The sequence below is a fragment of the Afipia sp. Root123D2 genome (genome assembly GCF_001425835.1).
Classification (GTDB): domain Bacteria; phylum Pseudomonadota; class Alphaproteobacteria; order Rhizobiales; family Xanthobacteraceae; genus Afipia.
Genome location: NZ_LMDP01000001.1, coordinates 1,466,479 through 1,482,059, shown reverse-complemented (window position 1 = coordinate 1,482,059; position 15,581 = coordinate 1,466,479). Strand labels below are relative to the sequence as shown.

General features: G+C 61.5%; 13 protein-coding genes. 11 read left to right on the top strand and 2 right to left on the bottom strand.

Features of this window, described 5'->3' with window-relative positions; all coding sequences use genetic code 11:
• Positions 1–47: 47 nt before the first annotated feature.
• Positions 48–1,244, bottom strand: coding sequence for a bifunctional 2-C-methyl-D-erythritol 4-phosphate cytidylyltransferase/2-C-methyl-D-erythritol 2,4-cyclodiphosphate synthase (locus tag ASC80_RS07210; RefSeq protein WP_082512431.1), 1,197 nt, complete (start codon positions 1,242–1,244; stop codon positions 48–50).
• Positions 1,245–1,489: 245 nt separating this feature from the next.
• On the opposite strand from ASC80_RS07210, the gene dusB reads away from it, so the two are divergent.
• From dusB to ASC80_RS07165, 9 genes are all read left to right on the top strand, one after another.
• Positions 1,490–2,524, top strand: coding sequence for a tRNA dihydrouridine synthase DusB (gene dusB, locus ASC80_RS07205; RefSeq protein ID WP_283805039.1), 1,035 nt, complete (start codon positions 1,490–1,492; stop codon positions 2,522–2,524).
• Positions 2,521–3,705: a two-component system sensor histidine kinase NtrB gene (locus ASC80_RS07200; RefSeq protein ID WP_056295735.1), complete on the top strand. Its 1,185-nt coding sequence runs from the start codon at positions 2,521–2,523 to the stop codon at positions 3,703–3,705. Before dusB ends, ASC80_RS07200 begins: the two co-directional genes overlap by 4 nt.
• A complete protein-coding gene (gene ntrC / locus ASC80_RS07195; protein ID WP_056294429.1) occupies positions 3,705–5,147 on the top strand; it encodes a nitrogen regulation protein NR(I) in 1,443 nt (480 codons plus the stop codon). Before ASC80_RS07200 ends, ntrC begins: the two co-directional genes overlap by 1 nt.
• A 175-nt stretch (positions 5,148–5,322) precedes the next feature.
• Positions 5,323–7,584: a sensor histidine kinase NtrY-like gene (locus ASC80_RS07190; protein ID WP_056294428.1), complete on the top strand. Its 2,262-nt coding sequence runs from the start codon at positions 5,323–5,325 to the stop codon at positions 7,582–7,584.
• Positions 7,585–7,601: 17 nt separating this feature from the next.
• Positions 7,602–8,972 (top strand): nitrogen assimilation response regulator NtrX, encoded by a 1,371-nt coding sequence (gene ntrX, locus ASC80_RS07185; protein WP_056294425.1) that lies wholly within the window; start codon positions 7,602–7,604, stop codon positions 8,970–8,972.
• An 11-nt stretch (positions 8,973–8,983) separates the two neighbouring features.
• Positions 8,984–9,841 (top strand): D-amino-acid transaminase, encoded by an 858-nt coding sequence (locus tag ASC80_RS07180; protein WP_056294424.1) that lies wholly within the window; start codon positions 8,984–8,986, stop codon positions 9,839–9,841.
• A 187-nt stretch (positions 9,842–10,028) separates the two neighbouring features.
• Positions 10,029–10,277: an RNA chaperone Hfq gene (gene hfq / locus ASC80_RS07175; RefSeq protein ID WP_056294421.1), complete on the top strand. Its 249-nt coding sequence runs from the start codon at positions 10,029–10,031 to the stop codon at positions 10,275–10,277.
• Positions 10,278–10,289: 12 nt separating this feature from the next.
• Positions 10,290–11,675 (top strand): GTPase HflX, encoded by a 1,386-nt coding sequence (gene hflX / locus ASC80_RS07170; RefSeq protein ID WP_056294418.1) that lies wholly within the window; start codon positions 10,290–10,292, stop codon positions 11,673–11,675.
• 115 nt (positions 11,676–11,790) lie between these two features.
• Entirely contained in the window at positions 11,791–13,227 is a 1,437-nt protein-coding gene (locus ASC80_RS07165; protein WP_056295732.1) for an NAD-dependent succinate-semialdehyde dehydrogenase, read from the top strand.
• A gap of 66 nt (positions 13,228–13,293) precedes the next feature.
• Here the strand turns inward: ASC80_RS07165 and mazG are convergent, their stop codons facing one another.
• Complete coding sequence (mazG, locus tag ASC80_RS07160; protein WP_056294415.1) at positions 13,294–14,109, bottom strand: nucleoside triphosphate pyrophosphohydrolase; 816 nt, start codon at positions 14,107–14,109, stop codon at positions 13,294–13,296.
• 133 nt (positions 14,110–14,242) lie between these two features.
• Here mazG and queC point away from each other — a divergent pair, with 133 nt between their 5' ends.
• Together queC and ASC80_RS07150 are read left to right on the top strand one after the other, a co-directional pair.
• Positions 14,243–14,974, top strand: coding sequence for a 7-cyano-7-deazaguanine synthase QueC (gene queC / locus ASC80_RS07155; protein ID WP_056294411.1), 732 nt, complete (start codon positions 14,243–14,245; stop codon positions 14,972–14,974).
• Positions 14,971–15,537 (top strand): VUT family protein, encoded by a 567-nt coding sequence (locus tag ASC80_RS07150; RefSeq protein WP_056294408.1) that lies wholly within the window; start codon positions 14,971–14,973, stop codon positions 15,535–15,537. The genes queC and ASC80_RS07150 overlap by 4 nt, the downstream gene beginning before the upstream one ends.
• Positions 15,538–15,581 lie beyond the last annotated feature (44 nt).

Here is a 15,581-nt window from a genome sequence, read left to right as displayed (position 1 = left end):
GATCGAGCAGCGAACGGGCGAGGGCGCGAGTGGCGCTGCCGCTCATGCTAGTTGCTCCCACCATTGACGTCCCACGGCAGGCCGATGGTGGCGCTCGCCGTCGCTGCGATGCCCTCCTGACGGCCGGTGAAGCCGAGCCGTTCGCTGGTGGTCGCCTTCACCGCCACACGGGAGAGCGGCACGCCGGTGATTTCCACGATCCGCGCCCGCATCGCCTCGCGCAGCGGGCCGATTTTCGGCGCTTCGCAAATCATCGTCACTTCGAGATGGGCAATTCGGCCGCCGCGGCTCTTCACCAGATCGACAGCATAGGCGAGAAACTGGTCCGACGCCGCGCCTTTCCACTTGGGATCGCTCGGCGGAAAATGCGAGCCGATGTCCCCGTCGGCCAGTGCGCCGAGAATTGCGTCGACGATGGCGTGAAGTCCAACATCGCCATCGGAGTGGGCGAGAAAACCACGGTTGAACGGCACACGCACGCCGCACAGCATCAGGTGGTCGCCATCGGTGAGGGCATGAACGTCGTAGCCGGTGCCTGTGCGAATATCGCCGAGCATGGCGCCGAGCCGCGCTTCTTCACGCGCGAAGTCTTCCGGTGTCGTCAGTTTCATGTTCGCAACATCGCCTTCAAAGGTCGCGACCGTCAATCCCGCCCATTCCGCCAGCGCGGAATCATCCGTGAAGTCGTCACGGCCTTCCTGCGCCGCGCGGCGATGTGCTTCAAGAATGGCGTCGAAACGAAAAGCCTGCGGCGTCTGGGCGATCCTCAGGTGCGCGCGACTCGGCGTCGCCTCGACCGATCCAGTTTCACTCACCAGTTTGACCGTATCGGTCACCGGGATGACCGGAATGGCAGCCCCCGTCACCAGTGCCGCATCGATCGCTCGCGAAATCACAGCCTCGGTGACAAACGCCCGCGCCGCATCGTGGATCAGAACGATGTCGGGAGCCTGCGCCACCAGTGCTTCGAGCCCGGCGCGCACGGAAATCTGCCGGGTCGCGCCGCCGTCAACGGGCGGCTGGTAGGTCAGGTCGCCTGCCGCTTGGGGAAAAATATCGGCGTCGTCCCGATTGCGCACCGGCTGGACTGCAACGATCTGCGGATGCGTGCAAAAGGGGCTCATCGCCCGGGACAAGACGGTCTGGCCGCCGATAGAGCGGAATTGTTTGGGGCCGCCGGCGCCGGCACGCAAACCGCGTCCCGCTGCAACAATTATGGCGGCTGTCCGTTTCGACTTGGGCATGGATGACCGAGTTACCAGAATGCGGAATGGCTGCTCCACCATTGGCAGCCAAGGTAGCTGCCTTTACCATATCTTGGCGAAAAACAGCATGATTCCAGAGCCATGCGTCGATTACTGAATTTGCTGCGCTGCACTTGCAAGACATTCGAAATTGGCTAAACTGTAGGCAGAAAATTCCATTGCTCAACAATTGAGCTATTCGGCCATCGCAACGGCGCGATAGCCGCCAAAATACGAGAAGAGCAGTGATCGGCCTCGCACCATCACGTCTTGCGGACCTGCGGATTGGCGATATCGCAATCGCCAACAGGGTTCTTTTAGCTCCAATGTCCGGTGTCACCGACGCGCCGTTCCGGCGGCTGACAGCCAGGCTGGGCGCCGGTCTGGTTGTTTCCGAAATGACGGCGAGCGACGATCTTGCACGTGGCCGGCCGATGTCGGTCCTGCGCTGCGAGGCGACAGGCATCGGTCCTCATGTCGTTCAACTGGCGGGCTGTGAAGCGCACTGGATGACTGAAGGCGCGCGGATCGCCGAAGCCGCAGGCGCCGACATTATCGACATCAACATGGGTTGCCCTGCGCGGCATGTCACTGGCGGCCAGTCTGGATCGGCGCTGATGCGCGATCTCGATCATGCGTTGCGTCTGATCGATGCGACCGTGTCTGCGGTCAGTGTACCGGTGACGCTGAAAATGCGGCTGGGCTGGGACGAGCGCTCGATGAATGCGCCCGACCTCGCGCTGCGTGCGCAAAACGCCGGCGTGCAGATGATTACCGTTCACGGCCGTACCCGATGCCAGTTCTACAAGGGGGTCGCGGACTGGAGCGCGGTGCGCGCGGTCAGGGACGCCATCGATATTCCCCTAGTGGTCAACGGCGATATCACATCCTACGAGCAGGCCGTCACTGCGCTCGATTTGTCCGGCGCGGATGCAGTCATGATCGGGCGAGGCGCGCAGGGGCAGCCGTGGCTGCCGGGCCAGATCGCCCGCCGCATGACTACCGGTCTCGCGGAAACAACGCCGGCGCTTCCCGATCAGCTCGGCCACGTCCACGATCTCTACGAAGCTGTTGTCTCGCATTACGGCGCGCGTATCGGCATGCGTCATGCCCGCAAGCATCTCGGCTGGGCGCTCGACGTTGCCGCCGCCAGCGTCACCGCTTCGGCGGAGACTCTGAAGAGGTGGCGTCAGAAAATCCTCACCAGCGAAGAACCAGCGGACGTGCGGCGCGCCTTGCACGACGCATTCAACGAATTCGCATGGAGCGCTGCGGCATGAGTCATACAGCCGAACAGCTTGCTCCGGCCTCAAGCGACGGCGAGGCCGTCCTCAACGCCTTGCCAAACCCGGTGATGCTGATCGCGCCTGACGGCAAGATCGTCGACGCCAACATGGCTGCGGAATCGTTTTTTGAAACATCGGCTCAGCATCTCAAGCGGCAATTGCTCAAGGAACTGGTGCCGTTCGGAAGCCCCTTGCTGGCGCTGATCGATCAGGTGCGCCAGAGCAATACCGCCGTCAACGAATACAAGGTCGATCTCGGCACACCGCGGATCGGCATCGACCGTCAGGTCGATCTCCACGTCGCGCCGCTGCCAGAACGTCCCGGCCATATCGTCGTGATGCTTCAGGAGCGCTCGATCGCCGACAAGATGGACCGGCAACTCACCCATCGCAGTGCCGCCCGGTCCGTGATCGCGCTCGCCGCAATGCTGGCCCACGAAATCAAAAACCCACTGTCTGGCATCCGTGGCGCGGCGCAATTGCTCGAGCAGTCTGCATCGCCGGAAGATCGTACGCTGACACGGCTGATCTGCGACGAAGCCGACCGGATCGTGACACTGGTCGATCGCATGGAGGTTTTCGGCGACGAGCGTCCCGTGGCGCGCGGCCCCGTCAATATCCACTCGGTACTCGATCACGTGAAACGGCTCGCGCATTCGGGTTTTGCGCGCAACATCAAGTTCGTCGAGGACTACGATCCGTCGTTGCCGCCGGTGCTGGCCAATCAGGACCAGTTGATTCAGGTGTTTCTCAATCTGGTCAAGAACGCCGCCGAGGCACTGAACGATATGGACACCGATGCGGAAATTCAGCTCACCACCGCGTTTCGGCCGGGCGTCCGGCTGTCGGTGCCAGGCAAAAAGACGCGGGTGTCGTTGCCGCTGGAATTCTGCGTCAGGGACAATGGGCCGGGCGTGCCGGAAGACCTGATGCCGAACCTGTTCGATCCGTTCGTCACCACCAAGCCGACCGGCAGCGGCCTCGGCCTCGCGCTTGTCGCCAAGATCGTCGGCGATCACGGCGGCATCATCGAGTGCGAGTCGCAGCCGCGCAAAACCGTGTTTCGTGTTCTCTTGCCGATGTTCAACACCACCAGACAATCCACGCATGCAGATCACGACGACGAACCGGGAACGGCGTCGCGATCTCTCAATGCCCAAGATAAGGATCGCTAATGCCTGCAGCCAGCATACTTGTCGCAGACGACGACACGGCTATCCGGACCGTGCTCAATCAGGCCTTGTCGCGCGCCGGATATGAAGTCCGCCTGACCGGCAATGCTGCGACGCTGTGGCGATGGGTCAGTCAGGGGGAGGGCGACCTCGTCATCACCGATGTGGTGATGCCGGACGAGAGCGCTTTCGACCTGTTGCCGCGGATCAAGAAGATGCGGCCCAATTTGCCGGTCGTCGTCATGAGCGCGCAGAACACGTTCATGACCGCGATCCGCGCCTCGGAGCGCGGCGCTTACGAGTATCTGCCTAAGCCGTTTGACCTCAAGGAGCTGATCGCGATCGTCGGGCGCGCATTGGCCGAACCGAAGGATCGCCCGGCCGCGGCCAAGGATGATGGCGAGTTCGATTCGATCCCGCTTGTCGGCCGTTCGCCGGCGATGCAGGAAATCTATCGGGTGCTGGCGCGCCTGATGCAGACCGATCTGACGGTGATGATTTCGGGCGAGTCCGGTACCGGCAAGGAACTGGTCGCGCGCGCGCTGCATGACTACGGCAAGCGCCGCAATGGGCCGTTCGTGGCCGTCAACATGGCGGCAATCCCGCGCGATCTGATCGAATCGGAATTGTTCGGTCATGAGCGCGGCGCTTTCACTGGCGCCAATGCGCGGGCGACCGGCCGCTTCGAGCAGGCCGAAGGTGGCACGCTGTTTCTTGACGAGATCGGCGACATGCCGATGGAAGCTCAGACACGGCTGTTGCGCGTGCTGCAGCAGGGCGAATACACCACCGTCGGCGGGCGCACTCCGATCAAGACCGATGTCCGTATCGTCGCCGCATCCAACAAGGACCTGCGAATCCTGATCCAGCAGGGCCTGTTTCGCGAAGACCTGTTCTTCCGCCTCAATGTGGTGCCGCTGCGTTTGCCGCCGCTGCGCGAACGCATCGAGGATCTGCCGGATCTGATACGGCATTTCTTCGCGCTTGCGGAGAAGGACGGACTGCCGTCAAAAAAGCTCGACGCCCAGGCGCTCGAGCGGATGAAGCAGCATCGCTGGCCGGGCAACGTCCGCGAACTCGAAAATCTGGCGCGCCGACTTGCTGCACTCTATCCGCAGGACGTCATTACCGGCTCGGTGATCGAAGGTGAACTGGCGCCGCCGGCAATCGTGACCAGCGGCAGCATGCCGCAAACCGTCGATAATCTCGGCGGCGCGGTCGAACTTTATCTCGCGTCGCATTTCGCGGGCTTCCCGAATGGCATGCCGCCCCCGGGGCTCTACCATCGCATTCTTCGGGAAATGGAGGTGCCATTACTCACGGCGGCGCTGGCCGTGACTCGCGGCAATCAGATTCGTGCCGCCGATCTGCTCGGGCTGAACCGCAATACCTTGCGGAAGAAAATCCGCGATCTCGATATTCAGGTCTACCGGAGCGGTAGTTGATCGCTTGGTAGCGGGCAGGGCGCAATTGACGTCACTTTGGCGTGGAATGTCTCCAGATCGGGGATAGGCACGCCAAGGAAATGTCGCAATTTGGCAACATTGTGATATGAAAGCATCACCGGGCTGGGCGTTAGCCGCCTCCCGGTCTCTCTTTCCGCCTTTCATATTGCCAGGCATGACCAGCGCAAACACGTCGGCCCCATCGTTCGACCCAGCGTTTGCCGAGCAACGCAGGCGTCCCCTCCACAGGCTGGTAGCGCCGTTCGCGGTCGGGCTAGCCTTGCTGTCGGCGTTTCTGACCTTTGTTGTGCTGACCGGGCTGACGCCGATCATGCCGACCCACAGGGTCGTCGTCACTTTCCTGCTGATCAACGCAGCCACCGTGCTGCTGCTGCTCATCATCATCGGCCGCGAACTCTGGCAGGTGGTGAAAGCACGGCGCGAGAACCGCGCGGCGGCGCGGCTGCACGTTCGCATCGTCGGCCTGTTCTCCGTGATCGCGGTGCTTCCGGCGGTGCTGGTGTCTATTGTCGCGAATGTCACGCTGGATCGCGGCCTTGACCGTCTGTTCTCCGGCCCGACAAAGGCGGTGATCCAGAACTCGCTGATCGTCGCCAACGCCTATCTCTACGAACATGCCCAGTTGATCCGTGGCGACATCATCGGAATGGCGAACGACATCGCGCGCGCGCGACCGCTATACGATCAGGATCGCCAGAGCTTCCGGCAATTGCTGACCCAGAGTGCTGCCTCGCGCAATCTTCCCGGCGCCATGCTGATCGACAAGGATCGTCATGTCCTTGAAACTGCTGCCACCGGAATTCGGCAGGATTTCACCACGCCGGCGCCTGAATTTTTGAGCAACGTCAACGAGACTGATCCCCAGATCGGTGTGTTTATCGAGCAGAATTACGTCGCGGCGGTTATCCGCCTGCGCGCTTTCAGCGACACCTTCCTTTACGTCGCGCGTCTGCTTGATCCGCGCGTGGTGGCGCAACTGAAACAGACGCAGGCGAGCGTTGCCGAATATGCCGAACTTGAATCGCGCAAGCTCGGCATTCAGGTGGCATTTGCGCTGATGTTCACCGTGATCGCACTCACGGTTCTCATGTCATCGGTGCTCATCGGTCTGAACTTCTCAAACGGACTCATCGCGCCGATCCGGCGCTTGATGGGCGCGGCCAATCTGGTGTCGACCGGCGACCTTCATGTCCAGGTGCCGGTCATCAAGTCCGAAGGCGATCTCGCGACCCTCGGCGAGACCTTCAACAAGATGACTCACGAACTGCGGACCCAGCGCGATGAACTGGTCAGCGCCAGTGACGTCATCGACAGCCGCAGGCGTTTCATCGAAGCGGTGCTGTCGTCGGCCAGCGCCGGTATCATCGGCGTCGATGGCGTCGGGAACATCGGTATTCTCAATCGCTCCGCCGAAAAGCTGATCGGGTTTGTCGAATCCGAAGCTCTCGGCCATCCGCTGTCCGAGATCATCCCCGAGCTGAATGATATGATGGCGACAGCGCGAGGCAGCGCCCACCGGATGGTGCAGGGTCAGATCGAAATCCAGCGCGGCGGAACAGAGCGCACTTTGTCGGTCCGCGTCAGCGCCGAACAATCCAGCCAATCCAAGGAAAGCTACATAATCACGCTCGACGATATTACCGAGCTTGTGTCGGCGCAGCGCACTTCGGCGTGGGCCGACGTCGCGCGCCGCATCGCCCACGAGATCAAAAATCCGCTGACACCGATCCAGTTGTCGGCCGAACGTATCCGCCGCAAGTTCGGCAAGAGCATCGTTGAGGATCGCGCCATCTTCGATCAATGCACGGAGACCATTGTCCGTCAGGTCGACGACATCCGTCGCATGGTCGATGAGTTCTCGAAATTCGCCCGAATGCCGAAACCAGTGATGGAAGGCGAGGACGTCGCCGATACCGTGCGGCAGGCGGTATTCCTGATGCGCGTCGGCCATCCCGACATCGATATACAAGCCGAAATCAAGCAAGAGCCGATGCGCGCGCAATTCGACCGCCGGCTGATTTCGCAGGCGCTCACCAATATCATCAAGAACGCAACCGAGGCCATCAGCGCCGTTCCGCCGGACGAACTCGGCCGTGGCCGCATCGATGTCACAGCCGCGATGGAAGATGACGATATCGTTATCGATGTTATCGACAACGGCGTCGGACTGCCCAAGGAAAGCCGCGCACGCTTGCTGGAACCCTATGTCACCACCCGCGAGAAGGGCACTGGTCTCGGCCTCGCGATTGTCGGACGAGTGCTGGAGGAACATGGCGGGCGGATCGAACTCAACGATTCCGCTGCAATCAGGCCGGGAACGCGCGGGGCATGGGTGCGACTGCGATTTGCCGTCACAGGCGCGAAGAAAGACGAAGAGACTGAGCAGACGAAAGCAGAAGCCGCCGTTGGCGGCTAAGGGAGCGGGCGATATCTATGGCGAATGATATTCTGATCGTCGACGATGAAGCTGACATCCGGGATCTCGTCGCGGGCATTCTCGACGACGAAGGCTTCAAAACGCGCACCGCGCGCGATAGCGATTCGGCGCTGGCGGAAATTTCGAACCGGCGGCCTAATCTGATTTTTCTCGACATCTGGTTGCAAGGCAGCAAGCTCGATGGCCTGCAGCTGCTCGAGCAGATCAAGAAGGACCATCCCGAAGTCCCCGTGGTGATGATCTCCGGGCACGGCAACATCGAAACCGCGGTCGCCGCGATCAAGCGCGGCGCCTACGACTTCATCGAAAAGCCGTTCAAAGCCGACCGCCTGGTGCTGGTCGCCAATCGTGCCTTGGAGACTTCGCGACTTAAGCGCGAAGTGCGAGAGTTGAAACATCTGACGTCGTCCTCCAATACGCTGATCGGGCGATCGCCGTGTATGAACCAGTTGCGCCAGACCATCGATCGCGCGGCCAAAGCGAACAGCCGCATCATGATCGTCGGCCCGTCGGGTGGTGGCAAGGAATTGGTCGCTCGCACGCTGCACGCTCACTCGGCGCGAGCGTCGGGACCGTTCGTCGTCATCAATGCCGCTGCGATCACCCCTGAGCGCATGGAAGTCGAACTGTTCGGCGTCGAACTGTCCGACGGTGAAAGCCAGCGCAAGGCCGGCGCCCTCGAAGAGGCGCATGGCGGCACATTGTTTATCGACGAAATCTCCGACATGCCGCGCGAGACCCAGAACAAGATCCTGCGCGTGCTTGTCGATCAGACCTTTCAGCGCGCCGGCGGCACGACGAAGGTCAGCGTCGATGTCCGGATCATTTCATCCACCGCGCGTAACCTCGAGACTGAGATCGCCGAGGGGAAGTTCCGCGAGGACCTCTATCATCGTCTGTCCGTCGTGCCGATCCGGGTGCCGCCATTGTCGGAACGCCGCGAGGACATTCCCGAGCTTGTCGACTATTTCATGGAGCAGATTTCGTCATCGACCGGCTTGCCGAAGCGGCGGATTGGCGATGACGCAATGGCGGTGCTGCAATCGCACGTCTGGCCCGGCAACGTCCGCCAGCTTCGCAACAACGTCGAACGCGTGATGATTTTGGCCGGCGGCGAGCCCGAGGCAACGATCACCGCAGATATGTTGCCGCAGGACGTCGGCTCGATGATTCCAGCGATGCCGACCGGCGTGAACGGCGAACACATCATGGGTCTGCCGTTGCGCGATGCTCGCGAGGTGTTCGAACGTGACTATCTGATCGCCCAGATCAGCCGCTTCTCCGGCAACATTTCGCGCACGGCGGAATTCGTCGGCATGGAGCGCTCGGCGCTGCATCGCAAGCTGAAGGCGCTGGGCGTCGGCTAGGATCGGAAATCATGTCTCGCATTGCTTACGTCAACGGCCAGTATCGCGACCTGCGCGATGCGACCGTTCATATCGAGGATCGTGGCTACCAGTTTTCCGACGGTGTTTACGAAGTCTGTGAAGTGCGCGGCGGCAGGATCGTCGATCTGCCGAAACATGTGGCGCGATTGCAGCGGTCGCTCGGTGAATTGCGGATCGACATGCCGATGTCGCCGCAGGTCCTTAAGATTGTCATTCACGAAACCGTCCGCCGCAACCGCGTCACTTACGGAATCATCTATCTGCAGATCACGCGCGGCGTGGCGCACCGCGATCACGCGTTTCCCGTTAACCCGGTGAAGCCAAGCATCGTCATTACCGCGAAGAATCTCAGCTACGCGAAGAACCAGGCAACCGCTGCGCGGGGCATCGGCGTTATTACCGTTCCCGAAAATCGCTGGCCACGGGTCGACATCAAATCGGTAGCGTTGCTGCCGAACGTGCTGGCCAAGCAGCAGGCCCGCGAGCAGGGCGCTTATGAGGCCTGGTTTGTGGACCACGACGGTTTCGTCACCGAGGGGGCCTCAAGCAATGCCTGGATCATCACCAAAGAAGGGGCCGTGGTGACCCGCTCGGCGGAGAGCGGGATCCTGGCTGGTGTCACCCGCAAGGTTCTGCTGGACGTGATCGCTTCCCTTCAGATGAAGTTCGAGGAACGACCCTTCACCCCGCAGGAGGCCTATGGTGCGGCGGAGGCTTTCGTGACCGCCTCCAGCCAGATCGTGATGCCGGTCGTGACCATCGACGGCAAAAGCATTGGCACTGGGGTACCGGGCCCCTTGGCGCTGAAACTCAGGGAGCAATTCCATGGATTTTCAGCATTTTCCTGATTTTTCAGCCGATTCCAGTCATCCGGACCTGAAGCGGCCTTGCGTACCGGCCGGGCCTGCCGTTTAATTGCAACGCAGCACCCGGAGGGGGATCTCAGGGCACGCAGGCAGCCTAGCTGATATCCCGCAGAAGGGAGGAGCCGGGTCCAAATATAAAAACAAGCAATGAGACTGCGAGACAAAAACAATGGCGGCAGAGCGCGCACAAAATCTACAGGACACCTTCCTTAATCACGTTCGGAAAACCAAAACGCCGCTGACGATCTTTCTGGTCAACGGGGTCAAGCTACAGGGCATTGTCACGTGGTTCGACAATTTCTGCCTGCTGCTACGGCGCGATGGTCATTCGCAGCTTGTCTACAAGCACGCGATCTCGACCATAATGCCCGGCGCCCCAATCCAGTTGTTCGAGGGCGGCGAGGACGCTCCAGCTTGAGATTGAACTGACTTGGAACCCCGCACGTTCGACGGGGGCGCCGACCGTCCAGGGTCGGCAAGGGGCGAAACAACCGGGCGGGTGCTGGTCATCGGCCCGTACAAACGTTTGCGACGCGGCGATGCCGACTCGCAAGCGTCGGCTCACACTGTACGGAATCCGGAAGCTAGGCTCGAGGAAGCAGTCGGTCTGGCGCGTGCGATCGACCTCACGGTGACCGAAGCCATCATCACCCCGCTCAATGATATCCGTCCGGCAACCTATCTCGGCAAGGGCAAGGTCGAGGAAATCGTCGGCCTGATCAAGGCGCACCATGCCGACCTAGTGGTCATGGATTGTGCACTGTCGCCGATCCAGCAACGAAACCTCGAAAAGGAATGGAACGCCAAGGTGCTCGACCGCACCGGGCTCATCCTCGAGATTTTCGGGCGGCGTGCCAAAACGAAAGAGGGCGCACTGCAGGTCGAGCTTGCGCACCTCAACTATCAACGCAGCCGCCTCGTCCGGTCATGGACCCATCTGGAACGCCAGCGCGGCGGTTTCGGCTTTCTCGGTGGCCCTGGTGAAACCCAGATCGAGGCCGATCGACGGCTGATCGGCGAGCGCATCGTGCGCATCGAAAACGAGATCAAGAAAGTACAGGCGACACGGCGGCTCCATCGCGCCGGCCGCCAGCGGGTCCCTTACCGCGTCGTGGCACTGGTCGGCTACACCAATGCCGGTAAATCGACGCTGTTCAACCGGCTGACCCGAGCCGACGTGCAAGCCGCCGACATGCTGTTCGCCACGCTCGACCCGACGCTGCGCGCGTTGACGCTCCCTCACGGCGGCAAAGCGATGCTGTCCGATACGGTCGGGTTTATTTCCGATCTGCCGACCATGCTGGTGGCTGCATTCCGCGCAACGCTGGAGGAAGTGATCGAAGCCGATGTCATTCTCCACGTTCGCGATATTTCGCACGAAAATGCCGAAGCCCAACAACGTGACGTTGACACGATCCTGCGACAATTGAACATCGATCCGGATAACGGTCATCGCATTCTCGAAGTCTGGAACAAGATCGATCGTTTCGATGTCGACGAACGCGAGAATCTCGCGCGGATCGCCGCTCGCCGTCCGCCCGAGCGGCCCGCTTTTCTCGTCTCCGCGGAAACTGGCGAAGGGATCGAAGCCCTGCTGGCCGCGATCGAGGGATTGCTGGCCGCGACGCGGATTACGCTCGATCTGTCGATCGACGCGTCGGACGGCTCCGGCATCAGCTGGCTTCACCGCAACTCTGAAGTCCTCGACAAGCATCTCGAGGATGGACGGTTCGTGATGACCGTGCGCGTCGACGAAACCAAGCGTGACACCGCGATCGGCCGATTTGGCGCAGTCCCGCGGCGACCTCCAGACTGAATGCATTGCAGGGCTGTTTTACCCGGCGACACTCCATGCGGGAAACACTTGACCGCACAGGCACCGGGTCTATTCATTCTCACCAACTCCAACAAACGATAATCGGGAGATGCACGTGACATATCCAAACGTACAGCTGCATATCGACGGCAAGTGGCGCGCCAGCGCCTCGGGAAAGACCATTCCTGTGCTCAATCCCGCGACGGAAGAAACCGTCGGCACTGTAGCCCATGCCGGCAAAGCGGATCTCGATGAGGCGCTCGCCGCCGCCGACAAGGGCTTCAAGGTGTGGCGCGCGGTCGCACCTTTCGAGCGCGCCAAGATCATGCGCAAAGCTGCTGAAATTCTGCGCGAGCGCGCAGACGCTATCGCTCCGCTGATGACGATGGAGCAGGGCAAGACCCTGGTGGAATCCAAGGGCGAGACGCTCGCTGCGGCCGACATCATCGACTGGTTCGCGGAAGAGGGAAAACGCGCCTATGGCCGTGTTATTCCCGCGCGCGGCCCAGGCATCTATCAGCTCGCGATCAAGGAGCCGGTCGGCCCGGTCGCAGCGTTCACGCCATGGAATTTCCCGATCAATCAGGTGGTCCGCAAATTGTCCGCCGCGCTGGCCGCCGGTTGCTCGATCATCGTGAAGGCTCCGGAAGAAACCCCGGCGTCGCCCGCCGAATTGATCCGCGCCTTCGTCGACGCCGGCGTTCCGGCCGGTGTCGTCGATCTTGTCTATGGCGTGCCGTCTGAAATCTCGGAGTATCTCATTCCGCACCCGATCATTCGCAAGATCTCCTTCACCGGCTCGACCAATGTCGGCAAGCAACTCTCCGCTCTCGCGGGCTTGCACATGAAGCGCGCCACCATGGAGCTCGGCGGCCATGCACCGGTGATCGTGTTCGACGATGCCGATGTCGACTCGGCAGCCAAAATCATGAGCGCCGCCAAATATCGTAACGCCGGACAGGTCTGCATTTCGCCGACGCGTTTCCTTGTACAGGAAGGCGTCTACGACAGGTTCGTCGAACAATTTGTCGCTAACGCCAAGAAGGTGACAGTCGGCAACGGTCTCGACAAGGACTCTCGCATGGGTTCGCTCGCAAACCCGCGCCGCGTCAACGCCATCGAGGAAATGGTGCAGGATGCGGTCAGCAAGGGCGCGAAGGTGGCGACCGGCGGAAGCCGCATTGGCAACAAGGGCTATTTCTTCGAACCCACCGTAGTGACCGATGTGCCGAACAACGCCCGCGCGATGAGCGAGGAGCCGTTTGGACCGCTGGCGCTGATCTCACCGTTCCAGAAATTCGATGACGCTGCGCAGGAAGCCAACCGCCTGCCGTTCGGTCTTGCGTCTTACGCCTTTACCCGATCCGCGAAGACTGCGACTGCCATCGGCGCCGCGATCGAAAGCGGCATGGTGTCGATCAACAGCTTCGGCCTCGCGCTGCCCGAAACCCCGTTCGGCGGAATCAAGGATTCCGGCTACGGGTCCGAAGGCGGCACCGAAGCGATGGACGCCTATTTCAACACCAAGTTCATCACCCAGACCGGGGTGTGATCGAAATCTGCGCAGGTATCCTGCGCATCCGTCAAAAGCGAAGCGGCGGATCACTCGCCGCTTTCGTCATTTTGGATCGTGTTTCTTGGCTTCGTTCCACAGGGCGTCCATCTCGTCGAGTGTCGCCTGCGCGAGCGATGAGCCATGTGCCGCGAGCGTGTGCTCGATATAGGCGAACCGGCGCTCGAACTTCGCGTTGGCGCTGCGCAGCGCGAGTTCAGGATCGGTGTTGGCATGGCGAGCCAGGTTGACGACCGCGAACAGAAGATCGCCGGTTTCCGATGCGATTTCCGTCTGGTCGCCGGCATCCAGCGCAGCCTCGATTTCGTCGGCTTCTTCTCGGATTTTCCGCAACACCGCGCGCGGATCATTCCAGTCGAAGCCGACCGTCGATGCCTTGCGCTGCAACTCCAGCGCCCGAGCCAATGCCGGTTGCCCAGCCTTGACGTCTGCGAGCAGGGACGATTGCGAAGCGGGCGGATGTCGCGTCGCTCGCTCGGCCTTTTCCTCGGCCTTGATGCGTGACCATGATGCCTTGACTTCGTCGGGCGTCAGTTTGCCCGCACGATCGCTGAAGACGTGCGGGTGACGGCGGATCATCTTGGTGCTGATCGCCGCCACCACATCGTCAAATGCAAATGCGCCTTGCTCCTCGGCCATTCGAGCGTGGAACACCACCTGCAGCAGCAAGTCGCCGAGTTCTTCCTTCAGGTCAACGAGGTCATCGCGCGCGATGGCGTCCGCGACCTCGTAGGCTTCCTCGATGGTGTAGGGCGCTATCGTCGCGAACGACTGCTCGAGGTCCCAAGGGCAGCCGCTGACCGGCGTCCGCAATGTCGCCATGATATCGAGCAGGCCTGAAATGTCGCGCGAAGAGGGCATGAGGCACCGGAGCTGGAGGGCTGACTGATCGGCCATCTATGCCGCATCGAACAGCTTCGGCACAGGCAAAACATCGCTTTTTCAACCGCTTGATCGGTTGGCCGGAACCGCTGTCGATGCTACATGCAGCCGCATGGATGCCACGACAAATCATGACGCCGCACTGGTCCTGTTTTCAGGCGGGCAGGACTCCGCGACGTGCCTTGCCTGGGCCTTGTCCAATTTCGCGCGCGTTGAAACCGTCGGATTTTCCTATGGCCAGCGGCACCTTATCGAACTTGACTGCCGTGATGCGCTTCTCGCGGGGACAATATCGCTCAAGCCGGAATGGGCCGGGAAGCTGGGAGACAACCACACGCTGGATATTCCGACGTTGGGTAAAATCTCCGATACGGCGCTGACGCGCGACGTCGCCATCGAGATGACGGAAAGCGGCTTGCCCAATACATTCGTGCCGGGACGCAATCTTTTGTTCCTCACCTTTGCAGCGGCGCTGGCATATCGCCGCGGCATCCGCCACGTCGTCGGCGGCATGTGCGAAACAGATTTCTCCGGCTATCCCGACTGCCGCGACGACACCATCAGGGCGCTCAATGTCGCGCTGAATCTCGGGATGGATCGTGCATTCGAACTGCACACTCCGTTGATGTGGAAGAACAAGGCCGAGACCTGGACGTTGGCGCATGACCTCGGCGGGCGAGGACTGGTTGATCTGATCGTCGAACACTCCCACACCTGCTACCTGGGCGAACGCGGCGCGCGGCATGACTGGGGCTACGGCTGCGGCGAATGCCCGGCGTGCCGGCTGCGCGCCAAAGGCTGGAACGGTTTCATGGCCAACGGGGCCAGCGGATCGCGGCCATGACGATTGAAAGCCGCCGTCGCACAGAGGGCCTTGTTTTTCTGGCTGCCTACATCGCCTCGATTCCGGCAGCCAACTGGCTGATCCAGCACATTGGCACCGTCTGTCCGCCGAACAGCCCGTGTCTGATCCCGGTCGGCCCTGGAGGGCTGATGGCGCCGAGCGGTGTGCTGATGGTCGGCCTTGCGCTGGTGCTGCGCGATCTGGTCCAGCGCCGCCTTGGCACCGCCTACGGCCTCGGGGCGATCCTCTTGGGCACCTTGCTGTCGGCAATGCTGGCGCCAGCCTCGCTGGTCGTCGCATCCGCCGTTGCGTTCCTGTTCTCGGAGCTTGTCGACTTTGCGGTGTTCACCCCATTGCAGCGGCGCGGGCTGGTATTCGCGGTTCTTGCCAGCAGTGCCGTCGGATTGGTGGCGGACTCGATCCTGTTCCTGTGGTTGGCCTTCGGAAGCCTCAACTTCGTGGCCGGCCAGATCGTCGGCAAGGCCGTGATGGTTCTGGCGACACTGCCCGCGATCGAATGGCTGCGGCGGCGTGACGACCGCCTCGGCCTCGCACGGTCCTGACGTTTCGACTATCTTCTCTCAAGGGTATCGGAGGAGAGCAGGCC